This is a genomic window from Pseudomonas sp. S3_B08 (assembly GCF_054667725.1).
This window is the reverse complement of sequence record NZ_CP162750.1, coordinates 4586993-4603824: the sequence shown is the minus strand read 5'-3', so window position 1 is coordinate 4603824 and position 16832 is coordinate 4586993. Positions and strand designations below refer to the sequence as shown.

Below are 16832 nucleotides of genomic sequence, written 5' to 3'. Positions count from 1 at the left end.
TAATCATGCGTGAATTGATTCGTTTGATCTCGAGCGCCGGTACTGGTCACTTCTACACTACCGACAAGAACAAGCGTACTACCCCGGACAAAATCGAGATCAAGAAATATGATCCGGTTGTTCGCAAGCACGTGATGTACAAGGAAGGCAAAATCAAGTAATTGATTTTTCCTGACTGCGAAAAAAGGCCCGTATCGTGAGATACGGGCCTTTTTTTTGCTTGGATTCTGCGGTGACCGGTTAGGCCTTATCGCTGGCAAGCCAGCTCCCACATTGATTGCCGGTCTTCACAGAACCTGTGTCATGCACAAAACCTGTGGGAGCTGGCTTGCCAGCGATGAGGGCCGATCAGCCAGCAAACATCTCAAGCCTTCTGTTCAAAGATCACATAAACCTTGCGGCAAGCCTCCAGCACTTCCCAGGTTCCGCGAAACCCCGCCGGGATCACGAAGCGATCGCCAACGCGCAAGGTCTTGGCATTGCCATCGCTGTCACGCAATACCGAAACCCCCTGCAGAATCTCGCAGTACTCATGCTCGGTGTAATTCACCGTCCACTGGCCCACCGCGCCTTCCCACACACCAACACCCATTTGCCCACAAGGGCTGTCGTATTGATGAAACACCGCTTGCTCAGGGTCGCCCTTGAGCACTTTCGCCGGGTCCGGGCGATAACGCTCGGCTTCGCTGCTGGCGAGGCTGATGTCGACGACGTTCTGGATGTTCATTGTTGTTTTCTCCGTTAATGACGGCGCGTTGGCTGGAATGGGCCAAAGTCTATGTTTATTAAAATGAACACCGCAAGGCCGTATGGCCAGCTTATGTCAAATATATTGAAACAAACCCGGTCGCTGGTTTAGGGTGGCGGGTGCCTCGGGCCGAAAGTGCAGGCTGGCCGGGCAGAATTCTTGAACAGCGCCGCAGCGCTTGCGGTGCTCGTATTCAATAAGAGGAGGACACCCGAATGACCACCCTGACTCGTGCCGACTGGGAACAACGCGCCCGCGATCTGAAAATCGAAGGCCGCGCCTTCCTGAATGGCGAATACACCGACGCCGTTTCCGGCGAAACCTTCGAATGCATCAGCCCGGTCGATGGCCGCTTGCTCGGCAAGATCGCCAGCTGCGACGCCGCCGATGCTGACCGTGCTGTAGAAAACGCCCGCGCCACCTTCAACTCCGGCGTCTGGTCGCGCCTGGCGCCGACCAAACGCAAAGCCACCATGATCCGCTTCGCCAGCCTGCTGAAACAGCACGCCGAAGAACTCGCGCTGCTGGAAACCCTCGACATGGGCAAGCCGATCAGCGATTCGCTGTACATCGACGTGCCGGGTGCGGCGCAGGCGCTGAGCTGGAGCGGTGAAGCGATCGACAAGATCTACGACGAAGTCGCCGCGACCCCACATGATCAACTGGGCTTGGTGACTCGCGAGCCGGTGGGCGTGGTCGGCGCTATCGTGCCGTGGAACTTCCCGCTGATGATGGCTTGCTGGAAACTCGGCCCGGCGCTGTCGACCGGTAACTCGGTGATCCTCAAGCCGTCGGAAAAGTCGCCGCTGACCGCCATCCGTATCGCTGCGCTGGCCATTGAAGCCGGTATTCCGAAAGGCGTGCTCAATGTGCTGCCGGGCTATGGCCACACCGTCGGCAAGGCGCTGGGTCTGCATAATGATGTCGACACGCTGGTCTTCACCGGCTCGACCAAGATCGCCAAGCAACTGATGGTCTACGCCGGCGAATCGAACATGAAGCGCGTCTGGCTGGAAGCCGGCGGCAAGAGCCCGAACATCGTCTTCGCCGATGCGCCGGATCTGCAGGCCGCCGCTGAATCCGCCGCCAGCGCCATCGCCTTCAACCAGGGCGAAGTCTGCACCGCCGGTTCGCGTCTGCTGGTCGAGCGCTCGATCAAGGACAAATTCCTGCCGATGGTGATCGAGGCGCTGAAAACCTGGAAGCCCGGCAATCCGCTGGACCCGGCGACCAACGTCGGTGCGCTGGTCGATACCCAGCAGATGAACACCGTGCTGTCGTACATCGAATCCGGCCATAGCGATGGCGCCAAACTGGTCGCCGGCGGCAAGCGCATCCTCCAGGAGACCGGTGGCACTTACGTCGAGCCAACCATTTTCGATGGTGTGAGCAATGCGATGAAGATTGCTCAGGAAGAGATTTTCGGCCCAGTGTTGTCGGTGATCGCTTTCGATAGCGCCGAAGAAGCCATCCAGATCGCCAACGACACGCCATACGGTCTGGCCGCAGCGGTGTGGACCCAGGACATCTCCAAGGCGCACCTGACTGCCAAGGCCCTGCGCGCCGGTAGCGTGTGGGTCAACCAGTACGATGGCGGCGACATGACCGCGCCGTTCGGTGGCTTCAAGCAGTCGGGTAACGGTCGCGACAAATCGCTGCACGCCTTCGACAAGTACACCGAGCTGAAGGCGACGTGGATCAAGCTGTAAGACGTTAGCGAGCCCGGTCACTCCGGGCTTCCTGACCAAACAGAGATCCCCTGTGGGAGCGAGCCTCTGTGGTGAGGGGATTTATCCCCGTTCGGCTGCGAAGCAGTCGCTAAACCATTGCACGCGGTGTACCTGGTACATCGTGGTTGCAGGTTTTGGGGCCGCTGCGCGACCCAACGGGGATAAATCCCCTCGCCACAGGGGCTCGCTCCCACAGTGATTTTGTGGTGCATATAAAAATATCCACAGGAGCGTGGAACATGCGGTGGGCGACGTATTTCGCCGTGTTGGCGTCTGTCTTGAGTGTCGGCCTGGCCCTGGGGGTCAGCATGCCGCTGGTGTCGTTGCGTCTGGAGGGCTGGGGCTACGGCTCGTTCGCGATCGGTGTGATGGCAGCCATGCCGGCGATCGGCGTGTTGCTGGGGGCGAAGGTTTCCAGCCATCTCGCTGCGTATTTCGGCACGGCGAACCTGATGCGCCTGTGCCTGTGGGCCGGGGCATTGTCGATCGGCCTGCTGGCGCTGCTGCCGAGTTATCCGATCTGGTTGCTGCTGCGGTTGCTGATCGGTGTGATCCTGACCATCGTGTTCATCCTCGGCGAGAGCTGGATCAATCAGCTGGTGGTCGAGCAGTGGCGCGGGCGTCTGGTGGCGCTGTATGGCAGCAGCTATGCGCTGAGCCAGCTGTCCGGTCCGTTGCTGCTGGGTGCGCTGGGTACCGAGCATGATTACGGTTTCTGGGTCGGGGCCGGTCTGCTGACGCTCTCGCCTTTCCTGCTGCTGGGGCGCAGCGGCGCGCCGAGCAGCGAGGCCAACAGCGTCACGTTTGGTGATCTGTGGGGCTTCGCCCGTGAGCTGCCGGCGATTGCCTGGGCGGTGTCATTGTTCGCCGCGTTCGAAGCGATGATCCTGACGCTGCTGCCGGTGTACTGCCTGCAACAGGGGTTCACCGCCGAAATCGCGCTGGCCATGGTCAGCACCGTGGTGGTCGGCGATGCGCTGCTGCAATTGCCGATCGGCGCATTGGCCGATTACCTGTCGCGGCGCACGCTGTTCGCTGGTTGCGCGGTGGTGTTGATGCTGTCGAGTCTGGCCATTCCGATGTTGCTCGACACGCTGCTGATCTGGCCGCTTTGGGTGCTGTTCGGCGCCAGTGCTGGCGGCTTGTTTACCCTGTCGCTGATTCTGATTGGCGAGCGTTATCGTGACGATGCGCTGGTGCGCGCCAATGCGCATATTGCCCAGTTGTGGGGTGTCGGTTGTCTGGTCGGGCCGTTGGCGGCGGGGGCGGGGAGTCAGTGGATCAACGGGCATGCGTTGCCACTGTTGATGGCGGCGGGGGCTTTCGGGTTGGTTATCCTGTTGTTGCGCCAGGGCGCCTTCGGCAAAATCCAGACTGCTTGAGATCAAAAGATCGCAGCCTTCGGCAGCTCCTACAGGGCAAACGCATTTCCAACTGTAGGAGCTGTCGAAGGCTGCGATCTTTGCTTTTTACAGCATCCGCTCCAGGCCGACGCTGGTGCTGAACCATGAGTTGAAGCGCCGCCACCAGCTCCCCGGTTCTTTGGTCAGGGTATGCATCTGGCCGTTGTCCTCGGTGACCCAGACGACCTTGCCGTCCTCGAGTTTCGCCTGATAACTCAAGGTCGGCGCCATGCCTTGCAGCGCCAGTGCGCGCACGTGCTCGGCCAGTTCCGGGCTGTCCACCAGGACGCCGACCTCGGTGTTCCACAGCACCGAGCGCGGGTCGAAATTGAACGAGCCGATAAACGATTTGCGTCGATCAAAGATCATCGCCTTGCTGTGCAGGCTGGAATCCGAGCCGCGAAACGACTTGCTGTAGAACACGCGTGGCCCGCTGCCGTAGTTATCCCCAGGCTGGCGGCGCAACTCATAGAGTTTCACCCCGTGTTCAAGCAACGCCTTGCGATAGGGCGCGTAACCGCCATGCACCGCCGGCACGTCGGTAGCCTCCAGCGAATTGGTCAGCAGACTTACGGAGACCCCGGCATCGGCGCGCCCAGTCAGGTAAACCAGCCCCGGCTGGCCGGGCACGAAGTAGGCGGAAATCATGATCAGCTCTTTGCTGACGCCGGTCAGTTCCGGCGCCAGTTGTGTGGTCAGCAGCAGATGCGGATCGGGTTCGCCCTTGGACAGGACCTTGCTCGGCGCATCCCACAGCGCCTGGTTCCAGGCCCAGATCAGCTCTTTGCGCCAGATGTCCATGCGCGGGTCGGTAGTGAATTTCATCAACTGTTGATAGAGCGCGTGGTTCTGCTTGCGGGTTTCTTCCAGCGATTCTTCCAGGCGCGTGCGCGTGTTTTGCAGGTCGACGGCGGTCGGTTGGCTGGAGAGGAATTCGTCGATCGGCTTGCTCAGCGCGCTGTTCCAGTACTGGTCGAAACTGTGCCCGAGCTGCTCGGCCACCGGGCCGATGCTGAGCATGTCGATGTCGGTGAAATTCAGGTTGGCTTCGGCGTCGAAATATTCATCGCCCAGATTGCGCCCGCCGACGATGGCCGCGCTGTTGTCCGCCAGCCACAACTTGTTGTGCATGCGCCGATGCTGCACGGACAGATTGAACAGTCGCCCGGCCGCGCGTGTTACGCCGGTGCTGCGCCCCAGGTGCAACGGATTGAACAAACGAATCTGGATCTGCGGATGTGCCGCAAGGGTCGCGATGATCTGGTCGAGGCCGTCGCTGGTGGTGTCGTCGAGCAGGATGCGCACGCGCACGCCACGGTCGGCCGCCTTCAACACTTCCTCCACCAGCATCCGCGTGCTGATGCCGTCGTGGACGATGTAGTACTGCAAATCGAGGCTGACCTGCGCATGACGAATCAGCTCGGCGCGGGCGGTAAAGGCCTCGCCACTGTCCGAGAGCAGGCGAAACCCCGACTGCCCTTTGTAGGGCGCGGCCTGAGCCTGAATCGAACGGCCGAAGCTGGAGTCCGACGCCGGCAGGGCCTGGCTTGGTTCGCGCGGCACATCAAGGCTGGCGCAGCCGCTGAGGAACGAGGCGAGTATCAGTAAAGCGAGTAGGGGCTGTCTGAAGCTCACGTAGGGTCGTTCCGGTTGGCGGCTGAGGTCGGCAATTTGGACGCCGGGCGCGCAAAAAAGGTCAGTCGGTCTCAGCGAGTAATTTGATTGCCGCAGCGCCGACCTTGCGCACCGCTTCTTCGATCTGCGCTGTTGGTTTGGCAGCGTAGTTCATCCGCAAACAATTGCGGTACTTGCCCGAGGCGGAAAAGATGCTGCCAACGGCAATCTGTACGCCCTGATCGTGCAGCGCACGATTCAGTTTCAGCGTGTCGAAACCTTCCGGCAGCTCCACCCAGAGCATGAAGCTGCCCTGCGGGCGACTGGCGCGGGTGCCGGCCGGGAAATAGCGCGTCACCCAGTCGATCATCGCGTCACGATTGCGTTGGTACTGCATGCGCATACGCCGCAAGTGCGGCTCGAAATGGCCGGCCTTGATGAATTCGGCGATAGCGATCTGCGGTTGTGGTGCGGTGGAGCCGGTGCTGATGTATTTCATGTGCAGCACTCGCTCCAGATATCGGCCCGGCGCCACCCAGCCGATGCGCAGCCCCGGCGCCAGGGTCTTGGAGAACGAGCTGCAGAGCAACACGCGGCCGTCTTCGTCGAAGGATTTGATCGTACGCGGGCGCGGGTAGGTATAGGCCAGCTCGCCATACACATCGTCTTCGATGATCGCCACGTCGAAACGCTGGGCGAGCGTCAACAACGCGCGTTTGCGCGACTCGGGCATGACGTAGCCGAGCGGGTTGTTGCAGTTTGGGGTGAGCTGAATGGCCTTGATCGGCCACTGTTCCAGCGCCAGTTCCAGGGCGTCGAGGCTGATCCCGGTGAGCGGATCGGTGGGAATCTCCAGGGCTTTCATGCCCAGGCCTTTGAGGGTCTGCATGGCGCCGTGGAAACTCGGCGAGTCCACCGCGACGATGTCACCCGGCTCGCAGATCGCATGGATGCTGGTGGACAGCGCTTCGTGGCAGCCAGTGGTGATCACCAGATCGCTGGCGCTCAACTGACAGCCGGAATCGAGCATCAGCCGTGCGATCTGTTCGCGCAGTTCGAGGTTGCCGTGGATGTTGTCGTAATACAGACCAGGCATGTCCTGCCGGCGGCTGATTCGCGCCAGCCCGCGCAGCAGCGGCTTCATGGTAGGTGAGCCAACATCGGGCATGCCACGTCCCAATTGCACGACGTCCTTGCGCGGTACGGCGCGGATCAATTCCAGCACCTGATCCCATTGCGAAATCTCTACCGGCCGTTGCGCGGGGCGGCCTACTGCGGGCAGCTCCGGCAACTCGCGTCCGACGGGGACAAAATAGCCGGACTTGGGTTTTGGCGTGGCCAGACCGCTGTCTTCTAGCACGCGATACGCCTGCTGCACCGTGCTCAGACTGACTCCGTGTTCGACGCTCAAGGCACGCACCGACGGCAAGCGGTCGCCGGGACGATAGAAGCCTTGTTCGATGCGGGTGCCGAGCAATTCGGCGAGGTTTACATACAGAGTCATGGTGGCCTCGGTGCGTCTTGGTGAAAACCAGTACAGATGCGGCAAAAATCAGTCATTCAGTCGATGAATCGGCAAATCTGTATGGAGTTAATACTGGTTCTTTGAGTCTGTAATGGTTTTGCTCGCCCGCGCATCATGGAATCTCTGGCTACCCAAGTAAACAGGAGCAACGAAAATGAACGGCTTGAGCGATGTGCGGCTGACGTTACACAGTCAGGAACTGGCGGCAGGGCAAAAGGACAACGCTCGCAATCTGCTGCGTAACGCGCCGTCCGGCCTCAGTCGCTGGGAGCTGTTCTGGCATCGTCTGCACACGCGCAAGGCGTTGTTGGGACTGACGCCGGAGCAACTCAGGGATGTCGGGCTGACGCGAGAGCAGGCAAGGGAGGAGGGGTTGAAGCCGTTTTGGCGGATATGAGATCTGTATTGTTCTTGCGGGCCTCATCGCGAGCAGGCTCGCTCCCACAGTGACTGCGTTCTGCCTGAATAAACGCGGTTACTGTGGGAGCGAGCCTGCTCGCGAAAGCGGATCAAGGGCCGCCGAGATACCCTCAGACCAACTCTTTCAGCCGATGCCACAACATCCCCAACGCCAACAACGGCGAGCGCAAGTGCTTACCGCCGGGGAAGGTGATGTGCGGCACCTTGGCGAACAGATCAAAGCCGCCGCCATGCTGCCCGCCGATCGCCTCGGCCAGCAGCTTGCCGGCCAGGTGTGTGGCATTCACCCCATGCCCTGAATAGGCCTGGGCGTAATACACGTTCGGCTGGTCGGCGAGCCGGCCAATCTGCGGCAAGCGGTTGGCACCGATGCCGATCATCCCGCCCCACTGATAATCGATTTTCACCCCGGCCAGTTGCGGGAACACTTCAAGCATCTTCGGTTGCATATAGGCGCCGATGTCTTTCGGATCGCGTCCCGAGTAATGACATGCGCCGCCAAACAACAAGCGTCGATCCGCCGAGAGCCGGTAGTAATCCAGCGCCACCCGCTGATCGCAGACCGCCATGTTCTGCGGCAGCAGGTTGTGCGCCTGCTCTGCGCTCAACGGTTCGGTGGCGATGATGTAGCTGCCGGCGGGCAGGACCTTGCCGCTCAGTTGCGGGTTGAGGTCATGGAGATAGGCATTGCAGCCCAGCACCAGAGTCTTCGCCCGCACCGAGCCTAGCGCGGTGTGCACCTTCACTTCGGGGCCGTAATCGATGCGCGTCACTGCCGATTGCTCGAACAATTGCACGCCCAGTTGCTGCGCCGCTGCCGCTTCGCCCAGCGCCAGATTCAGCGGGTGCAGATGCCCGGAACCCATGTCGATCAAACCGCCGACATAGCGCTTGGAACCGACCACGGTGTGCATTTCACTGGCCTGCAACAGACGGGTTTCGTAGCGATAACCCAGGCTGCGGAGTTCTTCGGCATCTTCGGCAAAACCGTCGAGATCGGAAGGCTTGTTGGCGAGGTCGCAGTAGCCCCAGGTCAGGTCGCAGGCAATGCCGAAACGCTCAACGCGCCGACGGACAATCTCCACCGCTTCCAGGCCCATGAGTTTCATCTCGCGCACGCCCTCGGCACCGATGACATTGGCGAACTGGTCAAGGCCGTGACCGACACCGCGAATCAACTGCCCGCCGTTGCGACCGCTGGCGCCCCAGCCGATCCGGTGCGCTTCCAGCAACACTACGCTGAAACCGCGTTCGGCCAGTTCCAGCGCCGTGTTCAACCCGGAAAAGCCACCGCCGACCACGCAGACATCCGCCACCACCTCGCCTTGCAGCACGGGATGATCAGGCTGCGGCTGGCTGCTGGCGGCGTAATAAGAGGCAACGTGGGGTTGGCTCGCGGTGGTCTGGGCGCGGGCGGTCATGGGCATCATCCAACGGCTGAGTGTCGAGAAAATTTGACGGAGCATAAGCCGCGCGCCCGAACGTGGGCAACATCGGTCGGCCTGCGGTGTCTGGATCCGGACTTTTGCGGCACAATCATCAGCCCGCCACTTTGGTCACCGTTTCGATGAGCTGCAACAGTCAGAAAATCCGCACCCTGCGTCAGCAGATCCCCACGTTCGACTGCGTGCCGGGCTGCCACGACTGCTGCGGCCCGGTGACCACGTCGCCCGAGGAAATGGCCCGGCTGCCGCGCAAATCCCGCGCCGAGCAGGATGCCGCGCTGGAAGAACTCAACTGTGTGCACCTGGGGCCGAATGGCTGCACGGTGTATGAAGAGCGGCCGCTGATCTGTCGATTGTTTGGTACGACCAAGACCCTGCCGTGCCCGAACGAGCGGCGGCCGGTGGAGTTGATACATCCACGGGTCGAGAAGCAGATTTTCGAGTACATGGCGGCGAATCGGCAGGTGTTGGTGTAAGCGATCGTTCCCACGCTCTGCGTGGGAATGCCTCTTCGGACGCTCCGCGTTCGGCCTTTGGGACGCAGAGCGTCCCGGGCTGCATTCCCACGCAGAGCGTGGGAACGATCATTGCGGTGATCAATCCGGAATCGGCAGGCAAAGGCTCTCTTTCACCTCTTCCATGACGATATAGCTCTTCGATTCACGCACATGCGGCAGCTTCAACAGAATGTCGCCGAGCAGTTTGCGGTACGAGGCCATCTCGGAAATCCGCGCTTTCACCAGATAGTCGAAATCCCCTGACACCAAATGGCACTCCAGCACATGCGGCAGCTTCAGCACCGCGCGTCTGAATTCTTCGAATGTGTCGCCGGATTTGTAGTCGAGGCTGATCTCGACAAACACCAGCAAGCTACCCTTCAAGTGCTGCGGATTGAGCCGGGCGTTGTAGCCCATGATGATCCCCTCGCGCTCCAGGCGCCGCACGCGCTCGGTGCAGGGCGTGGTCGAGAGACCGACCTTTTCCCCGAGTTCGGTAAAGGAAATCCGCCCGTCCGCCTGGAGGATGCGCAGGATGTTGCGGTCGATCTTGTCCAGCTCACGTTTGGTCTGAGTGTTGGTACGCATAGGGGATGCGCCTCCGTGAAAAGGGTTTTTGCCGAGAATTGTCGCCAAATATAGGCGCTTATATAGTGAAAAGCACTGGCATTTCTTTTTTACACTGCGCCCATCATTGCTCTAACAAACAGTTCGGCGAAAAGCCGCGATGAGGGATTGAAAATGCGCGTCATGGTCTTGGGTAGCGGCGTCATCGGTACCGCCAGTGCTTACTATCTGGCCCGTGCCGGGTTTGAAGTGGTGGTGGTCGACCGGCAGCCTGCTGCGGCCATGGAGACCAGTTTCGCCAACGCCGGCCAGGTCTCGCCGGGTTACGCCTCGCCGTGGGCCGCGCCGGGCGTGCCGCTCAAGGCCATCAAGTGGCTGCTGCAACGCCATGCGCCATTGGCGATCAAGGCCACCGCTGATATCGACCAATACCTGTGGATGGCGCAAATGCTGCGCAACTGCACCGCCAGCCGTTACGCGGTGAACAAGGAGCGCATGGTGCGTCTGTCCGAGTACAGCCGCGACTGCCTCGACGAATTGCGCGCCGAAACCGGTATCGCCTACGAAGGCCGCAGCCTCGGCACCACGCAGTTGTTCCGTACTCAGGCGCAACTGGATAACGCCGCCAAAGACATCGCCGTGCTGAAAGAATCCGGCGTGCCCTTTGAAGTCCTCGACCGCGCCGGCATCGCCCGCGTCGAACCGGCTCTGGCAGGCGTGACTGACATTCTCGCTGGCGCGCTGCGTCTGCCCAACGACCAGACCGGCGACTGCCAGATGTTCACCACGCGCCTCGCCGAAATGGCGCGCAAGCTCGGCGTGGAATTCCGTTTCGGCCAGGACATCCAGAAGCTCGATTACGCCGGTGATCGCATCAACGGCGTGTGGATCGACGGCAAGCTGGAAACCGCTGACCGCTACGTACTGGCGCTGGGCAGCTACTCGCCGCAGTTGCTCAAGCCGCTGGGCATCAAGGCCCCGGTGTATCCGCTCAAGGGCTACTCGCTGACCGTGCCGATCACCAACCCGGACATGGCGCCGACCTCGACCATTCTCGACGAGACCTACAAGGTCGCGATCACCCGTTTCGACAACCGCATCCGCGTCGGCGGCATGGCCGAGATCGCCGGTTTTGACCTGTCGCTGAACCCGCGCCGGCGCGAAACCCTGGAGATGATCGTCAACGACCTTTATCCTCAGGGCGGCAATCTGGCCGAAGCGAGTTTCTGGACCGGCCTGCGTCCGACCACGCCGGACGGTACGCCGATCGTTGGCGCCACGCCGTTCAAGAACCTGTTCCTCAACACCGGTCACGGTACGCTCGGCTGGACCATGGCCTGCGGTTCCGGCCGTTTGCTCGCCGACCTGATGGCGAAGAAAAAGCCGCAGATCAGCGCCGAAGGCCTCGATATTTCCCGTTACGGCAACCAGATCCAGGAGTCCGCAAAACATGTCAATCCAGCGCCAGCTCACCAATGAGCGCATGAGTCAGATCGTCAGCCACAACGGCACCGTGTATCTGGCCGGACAGGTCGGCGACGACTTTGACGCCGGAATTGAACAGCAGACCCGCGAGGTGCTCGCCAATATCGAGCGCCTGCTCGATCTGGCCGGGACGGACAAGCAGCATCTGTTGTCGGCGACGATCTACCTGAACGACATTGAAGCGCACTTCGCCGGGATGAACGCGGTGTGGGATCAGTGGCTGCCAAAAGGCGCCCCGCCGGCCCGTGCCACCGTCGAAGCGAAGATGGCCAAGCCGAGCATTCTGGTGGAGATATCCATCGTCGCCGCGCTGCCATAACGTTTTACAGATCCCTCTCCCGGTGCTGTTGACGGTTCGCGTCGTCAGTCAGCGCCGGTTTTTCTTCCCATGACCGCCCAGAAGTCTGCCGCCATGCGTCCTGCCCGTGCCCTGATCGACCTCCAAGCCCTGCGCCACAACTACCGAATTGCCCGCGAAGTCACCGGCGCCAAGGCGCTCGCCGTGATCAAGGCGGACGCCTACGGCCATGGCGCGGTGCGTTGCGCTCAGGCGCTGGAAGCCGACGCTGACGGTTTTGCCGTGGCCTGCATCGAAGAAGCATTGGAGCTGCGCGCTGCCGGAATTCGCGCGCCGGTACTGCTGCTGGAAGGCTTCTTCGAAGCCGATGAGCTGGCGTTGATCGTCGAGCATGATTTCTGGTGCGTGGTGCATTCGCTGTGGCAGCTCGAAGCGATCGAACAGGCAGTCCTGAGCAAACCGATCACGGTGTGGCTCAAGCTCGATTCCGGCATGCACCGCGTCGGCCTGCATCCGAAAGATTATCCAGCGGCCTATCAGCGTCTGCTGGCCAGCGGCAAGGTGGCGAAAATCGTGCTGATTAGCCACTTCGCCCGCGCCGATGAACTGCATGCGCAAAGCAGCGCCGAGCAGGTCGCGGTGTTCGAAGCGGCGCGTCAGGGTCTGGCGGCGGAAGTCAGCCTGCGCAACTCGCCAGCCGTGCTCGGTTGGCCAGAAATCCAAAGCGACTGGGTACGCCCGGGCATCATGCTCTACGGCGCGACCCCCTTCGAAGAAGCCAACGCCGTCGCTGAACGCCTGCAACCGGTGATGACCCTCGAATCGAAAGTCATCAGCGTGCGTGAATTGCCGGCCGGCGAACCGATCGGTTATGGCGCCAGATTCATCACCGACAAGCCGATGCGCATCGGCGTGGTCGCCATGGGTTACGCCGACGGTTACCCGCGTCAGGCGCCGACCGGCACGCCGGTGCTGGTGGCCGGCAAACTCAGCCGCCTGCTGGGGCGTGTGTCGATGGACATGCTCTGCATCGACCTGACCGACATACCGGAAGCGGGCCTCGGTTCCAACGTCGAACTGTGGGGCAAAAACATCCTCGCCAGCGATGTGGCGAAGTGGGCCGATACCATCCCGTATCAGATCTTCTGCAACCTGAAACGTGTGCCAAGGCTCTATTCCGAGGGTTGACGCCGCTGCGGGGGCCAAGTGTTGTAAATACTGAACGCTGTCGCCATGATAACGCTCAATATTCTTACAACATCAGGAGGCTCCCGCCTTGGACGTCGGTGAACGACTGCAATCGATCCGCAAGCTCAAAGGGCTTTCCCAGCGTGAACTCGCCAAACGCGCGGGCGTCACCAACAGCACCATTTCGATGATCGAAAAGAACAGCGTCAGCCCATCGATCAGTTCGCTGAGAAAGGTGCTCGGCGGCATTCCCATGTCAATGGTCGAGTTCTTTTCCGAAGAGATCCTGCAGGACCAGCCGACCCAGATCGTCTACAAGGCCAATGAGCTGATCGACATCTCCGACGGCGCCGTGACCATGAAACTGGTCGGCCGCGCCCACCCGAGCCGCGCCATCGCCTTCCTCAACGAAATCTACCCGCCGGGCGCCGACACTGGCGAAGAAATGCTCACCCACGAGGGCGAGGAAACCGGAATTCTGGTCGAAGGCCGCCTCGAACTGGTGGTGGGGCTGGAAACTTTTATCCTCGAAGCCGGCGACAGCTACTATTTTGAAAGTACCAAGCCGCATCGTTTCCGTAACCCGTTCGACGTGCCGGCGCGACTAATCAGCGCAGCCACGCCGGCGAATTTCTAAGCAGAAGGCGCCAAGCCAATACGGCAAAGGCCCCGGAACCGTTTTACCGATGGGCAACAAGACCCCTCTAACCATGGGGTTGTTTCAGTACAGCGGCCTACCCGCTATACTTGCGCCCGCCTGCGAACCGTGGCCGCAGGCGTGAATAGCCACCATTGAGGGTGAACGCGTGAACCTAATTATGAAAATGCTGGCTGCACCAGCAACCGTACTGGCCCTCTGGGCTGTCAGCGCTCAAGCTGCGACAAATGACGACATCGCCAAACGTCTTGAGCCCGTCGGCCAGGTGTGTGTTCAAGGGCAGGAATGCAAGGGTATGGAAGTGGCTGCTACCGCTGGCGGTGGCGGCGGAGCAAAGGCCCCTAAAGACGTGATCGCCAAGCACTGCAACGCTTGTCACGGCACGGGCCTGCTCGGCGCGCCGAAGATCGGCGACAAGGCAGCCTGGAAGGAGCGGGCCGATCATCAGGGTGGTCTGGACGGCATCCTCGCCAAGGCCATCACCGGCATCAACGCCATGCCGCCAAAAGGCACCTGCGCCGATTGCTCCGATGAAGAGCTCAAGGGCGCGATCAAAGAGATGTCCGGTCTGTAATCAGCGTCGCCTTCGAAAAAACCGTCTCAGGACGGTTTTTTTTGTGCCCGCAATCTCACTGCATGTTTTTCGTAATATAGGCACCGGCAGAATTGAGCACCGCTTTGTACACGGCGTAAGCATCGGTATCTTCGGGCGCTATTTGCTCGCAGCGCCCTCCCGATATCTGCCTCAGATCACATCCCGGGATCGACATGATGAGGGGAGAATGAGTAGCGATGATGAACTGCGCGCCGCCGCGCGAAAGCTCTAGGATCCGGTGGATAAATACCAATTGCCTCAACGGGGATAACGATGCTTCCGGCTCGTCGAGCACATACAGACCTTGGGCTTTGAATCGATGTTGAAACAACGCCTCCATGGCTTCACCGTGCGATAGGCAGTGCATATCCACGCCGCCGTAATAGGTCTTTATTTCGGGATCAAAGCTCGCCTCTGCATCAAGCTTGCGAATTGCAGTATTCAAGTTGTAGAAGGTTTCTGCCCTGTAGAAAAAAACGTCCTTCTCCCTTCGGTAGCCTTTTGAGAGCGTCAGGCTTTCGTGCAGTTTTGAATGAGTGTTCTCAGTCGAGAAATTGAAATTCTTCCCACCGCCTTCTGGATTGCAACCTGACTTGATGGCAATAGCTTCAAGTAATGTGGACTTTCCAGCACCATTTTCGCCAATAAAAACCGTTATCGAGTTGCGCAGTTCAAGGGGGAAGAGGTTTTGTAGCGGGTCACCCACCGTCACGTCTGGCTTCAGGCGTATTTGCTGGATAAACAGATCATTCATATCGATGCCCTCTGAAGATTCTATCGACGGATACCTTCACGCCAATCATCGTTATGCCGAGTCTTATCGAACCCGTGCTGGCCATGGTAAAAATTCCGATATAACCGAGACAAGCAATAAGACGCTCGCCAAATAATTCCGGCGTGGCAGCGGCGCTGAAGAAAATAACCGATACCGTCCCCGCCGATATAGCCATTTCCGGCCAGAAGGATTGTATGGCGCTTGCTTTCAGATACTTGTAGCGTGCTCTTACCGTGTCCTTCAAATATCCATAGCTACTGATGAGTTGCATTTTACTTTGCTTGCCATCGCTGGAAACGTTGAAGGCGCTGATAAGCGACTCTTTGTACAAATCTTCCTTCGACATTTCTGCTGCATATAACCGCTGGATTACAGGCTTGGCAAATCTTAATTGCACCCACGTCAACACAATAATTAAAGCGATGGGCAGGAAGAAATAGATGTTTTCCTGGAGCAGAATATAGGCTGCGGAAACCGTCAAAATGCAAGAGCCTATGAGATGGATTGTGTCATGAATGACGGAAGCAATTTTTTCCGCGTCTTCTTTTATCAATGTCACCCGAGAACATAATGGAGAGGGGCGTTTATCATGCACAATGAAGTTGACAAGTAGAAAACGGGATCTTGCTTCCATGAGCGTTGCCAAGGAATTGCCCAGAGCTTGGCTTGATAGCTTGGTTAGAAAAACAGCGATAAGAGTGAAATAAAATTCAGCGTTAATGGAGCCAGTAGTAAGAGCCGACAGGCTCTTTGCGACGACTGATGGTATTAACAATTGACATATACTTGCTACGGTAAGGCAAATAACCGAAAGCAGAAAAACGGTCAGGTTATTTCGCAAGCATATAAACATAGTTCAATGCCCCTCGTGCTGCAGTTCGTAGCTACGAATTCGACTACGTCTATAAGATGCCTCTCTGCTCGAGTAGTAGATAGATATCAGTGACATCGTGGGGCTCAGAACGCGTTCAAGATAGATGGCTGAGGCAAAAATTGAGCCTATATTCGTTTCGCCAACGCTTAGCAGATGGGCCGATACCAATAATAAAACCACTATCGCTACCGGATAACATGTGCCTGACATTGATTCGAATGTTGTAGCTTTGAGGCTTGAGCGAAAAGCGAGGCGCTCGATATTTTTTATATCGATCTTGATCCTGTTGGTGTATGGCTTTGCATTAAGCAAAAGCTCACAGATGGCGCCTATTGTTACGGTGTTTTCTTGAACGTACTCAGCAAACAGTGAGTTGCTATTTTTTCGATTTAGAATATATGCCGCAATAGCATAAACGAGGCCGCTAAGTGGTGCGAGTGCCAGAAGTGGATGATAGTGGGCAGTCACCAGGAGCGCAGCGATAATGATGCTGCAGTTCAGCGATACATCCAGATAAATTGAGTGATATAAATATATCGAGCCATCAACGTCGCCATCGATGAGTTCGATCCGCTCGCCTGGTTTTTGCGTATGCTCGAAGCTTCTGTCTAGTAGGTGATTCAGGATTGCCTTCTTCAGAATAAATCTTGTTTTGGACGCGGTTTTTTGTAGATAGATGTTGGCTGCCAGCTTTAATGGGGGCGTGGCGATGAGGAGGAGCGAAGCGCCCGCGAGCGCGTACAAATGAAAGCTGTCGCTTGCCAGATACAGATTGATTGAGGCGCCAATTAAATAGGGGGATGCGCTCGTTAAAATCGCAATGCCTACACCAAAGCAGCAGAGTATCAGGTTGCTTTTCATTAGAGGTCAGTGCTTCCGAAGCGAGAGGTCCTTTTTTGCAAAGCGTTTGAATCTTGCGTCCAATGCTAGCTATGTATGAAATAAGTACAATTGAGACGCGTCTGGTAGTTGCGCGTGATTGAATTACAGGTGATGTAGGAAAAAAGCTG

At 58.8% G+C, this 16832-nt stretch carries 18 protein-coding genes; 10 read left to right on the top strand and 8 right to left on the bottom strand.

Features of this window, described 5'->3' with window-relative positions; all coding sequences use genetic code 11:
• Nucleotides 1-5: 5 nt before the first annotated feature.
• Nucleotides 6-161 (top strand): 50S ribosomal protein L33, encoded by a 156-nt coding sequence (rpmG, locus tag AB4N73_RS20935; RefSeq protein WP_016772554.1) that lies wholly within the window; start codon nucleotides 6-8, stop codon nucleotides 159-161.
• Nucleotides 162-364: 203 nt separating this feature from the next.
• On the opposite strand, the gene AB4N73_RS20930 is transcribed toward rpmG, so the two are convergent.
• Entirely contained in the window at nucleotides 365-727 is a 363-nt protein-coding gene (locus AB4N73_RS20930) for a cupin domain-containing protein (RefSeq protein ID WP_016772555.1), read from the bottom strand.
• A 236-nt stretch (nucleotides 728-963) separates the two neighbouring features.
• Between AB4N73_RS20930 and AB4N73_RS20925 the strand changes: the two genes are divergently transcribed.
• Nucleotides 964-2457, top strand: coding sequence for an aldehyde dehydrogenase (locus AB4N73_RS20925; RefSeq protein WP_041476638.1), 1494 nt, complete (start codon nucleotides 964-966; stop codon nucleotides 2455-2457).
• 260 nt (nucleotides 2458-2717) lie between these two features.
• On the top strand, nucleotides 2718-3860 hold the full coding sequence (locus AB4N73_RS20920) for an MFS transporter (protein WP_041476639.1): 1143 nt from the start codon (nucleotides 2718-2720) through the stop codon (nucleotides 3858-3860).
• A gap of 87 nt (nucleotides 3861-3947) precedes the next feature.
• Here the strand turns inward: AB4N73_RS20920 and AB4N73_RS20915 are convergent, their stop codons facing one another.
• Complete coding sequence (locus tag AB4N73_RS20915) at nucleotides 3948-5516, bottom strand: phospholipase D family protein (protein ID WP_150742914.1); 1569 nt, start codon at nucleotides 5514-5516, stop codon at nucleotides 3948-3950.
• 61 nt (nucleotides 5517-5577) lie between these two features.
• Nucleotides 5578-6999, bottom strand: coding sequence for an aminotransferase-like domain-containing protein (locus AB4N73_RS20910; RefSeq protein ID WP_041476641.1), 1422 nt, complete (start codon nucleotides 6997-6999; stop codon nucleotides 5578-5580).
• A gap of 175 nt (nucleotides 7000-7174) precedes the next feature.
• Here AB4N73_RS20910 and AB4N73_RS20905 point away from each other — a divergent pair, with 175 nt between their 5' ends.
• Nucleotides 7175-7417 carry a DUF1127 domain-containing protein gene (locus AB4N73_RS20905; RefSeq protein ID WP_460142499.1) on the top strand — a complete coding sequence of 81 codons (243 nt, stop codon included), beginning with the start codon at nucleotides 7175-7177 and terminating at the stop codon, nucleotides 7415-7417.
• A gap of 133 nt (nucleotides 7418-7550) precedes the next feature.
• Here AB4N73_RS20905 and AB4N73_RS20900 read toward each other — a convergent pair whose 3' ends face one another.
• Complete coding sequence (locus AB4N73_RS20900; protein WP_460142498.1) at nucleotides 7551-8861, bottom strand: NAD(P)/FAD-dependent oxidoreductase; 1311 nt, start codon at nucleotides 8859-8861, stop codon at nucleotides 7551-7553.
• A 146-nt stretch (nucleotides 8862-9007) separates the two neighbouring features.
• On the opposite strand from AB4N73_RS20900, the gene AB4N73_RS20895 reads away from it, so the two are divergent.
• Nucleotides 9008-9361: a YkgJ family cysteine cluster protein gene (locus AB4N73_RS20895; protein WP_041476668.1), complete on the top strand. Its 354-nt coding sequence runs from the start codon at nucleotides 9008-9010 to the stop codon at nucleotides 9359-9361.
• Between the two features lie 120 nt (nucleotides 9362-9481).
• On the opposite strand, the gene AB4N73_RS20890 is transcribed toward AB4N73_RS20895, so the two are convergent.
• A complete protein-coding gene (locus AB4N73_RS20890) occupies nucleotides 9482-9970 on the bottom strand; it encodes an Lrp/AsnC ligand binding domain-containing protein (RefSeq protein WP_010465173.1) in 489 nt (162 codons plus the stop codon).
• 153 nt (nucleotides 9971-10123) lie between these two features.
• Between AB4N73_RS20890 and dadA the strand changes: the two genes are divergently transcribed.
• The 5 genes from dadA to AB4N73_RS20865 all read left to right on the top strand — a co-directional run bounded on the left by dadA (nucleotide 10124) and on the right by AB4N73_RS20865 (nucleotide 14152).
• On the top strand, nucleotides 10124-11428 hold the full coding sequence (gene dadA / locus AB4N73_RS20885; RefSeq protein ID WP_460142497.1) for a D-amino acid dehydrogenase: 1305 nt from the start codon (nucleotides 10124-10126) through the stop codon (nucleotides 11426-11428).
• Complete coding sequence (locus AB4N73_RS20880) at nucleotides 11400-11753, top strand: RidA family protein (RefSeq protein ID WP_460142496.1); 354 nt, start codon at nucleotides 11400-11402, stop codon at nucleotides 11751-11753. The genes dadA and AB4N73_RS20880 overlap by 29 nt, the downstream gene beginning before the upstream one ends.
• Nucleotides 11754-11846: 93 nt before the next feature.
• The gene (gene alr / locus AB4N73_RS20875; protein WP_460142495.1) at nucleotides 11847-12920 is read left to right on the top strand and encodes an alanine racemase; all 1074 of its coding nucleotides are present in this window, start codon (nucleotides 11847-11849) and stop codon (nucleotides 12918-12920) included.
• A gap of 88 nt (nucleotides 12921-13008) precedes the next feature.
• The gene (locus AB4N73_RS20870) at nucleotides 13009-13557 is read left to right on the top strand and encodes a cupin domain-containing protein (RefSeq protein WP_016772566.1); all 549 of its coding nucleotides are present in this window, start codon (nucleotides 13009-13011) and stop codon (nucleotides 13555-13557) included.
• A gap of 181 nt (nucleotides 13558-13738) precedes the next feature.
• The gene (locus AB4N73_RS20865) at nucleotides 13739-14152 is read left to right on the top strand and encodes a c-type cytochrome (protein ID WP_039757383.1); all 414 of its coding nucleotides are present in this window, start codon (nucleotides 13739-13741) and stop codon (nucleotides 14150-14152) included.
• A gap of 55 nt (nucleotides 14153-14207) precedes the next feature.
• Here the strand turns inward: AB4N73_RS20865 and AB4N73_RS20860 are convergent, their stop codons facing one another.
• The 3 genes from AB4N73_RS20860 to AB4N73_RS20850 form a co-directional block, all read right to left on the bottom strand.
• Nucleotides 14208-14927: an AAA family ATPase gene (locus AB4N73_RS20860; protein WP_252879090.1), complete on the bottom strand. Its 720-nt coding sequence runs from the start codon at nucleotides 14925-14927 to the stop codon at nucleotides 14208-14210.
• Nucleotides 14920-15582 (bottom strand): hypothetical protein, encoded by a 663-nt coding sequence (locus AB4N73_RS20855; RefSeq protein ID WP_460142494.1) that lies wholly within the window; start codon nucleotides 15580-15582, stop codon nucleotides 14920-14922. The genes AB4N73_RS20860 and AB4N73_RS20855 overlap by 8 nt, the downstream gene beginning before the upstream one ends.
• A gap of 222 nt (nucleotides 15583-15804) precedes the next feature.
• Nucleotides 15805-16683 carry an ABC transporter transmembrane domain-containing protein gene (locus tag AB4N73_RS20850; protein WP_460142493.1) on the bottom strand — a complete coding sequence of 293 codons (879 nt, stop codon included), beginning with the start codon at nucleotides 16681-16683 and terminating at the stop codon, nucleotides 15805-15807.
• Nucleotides 16684-16832 lie beyond the last annotated feature (149 nt).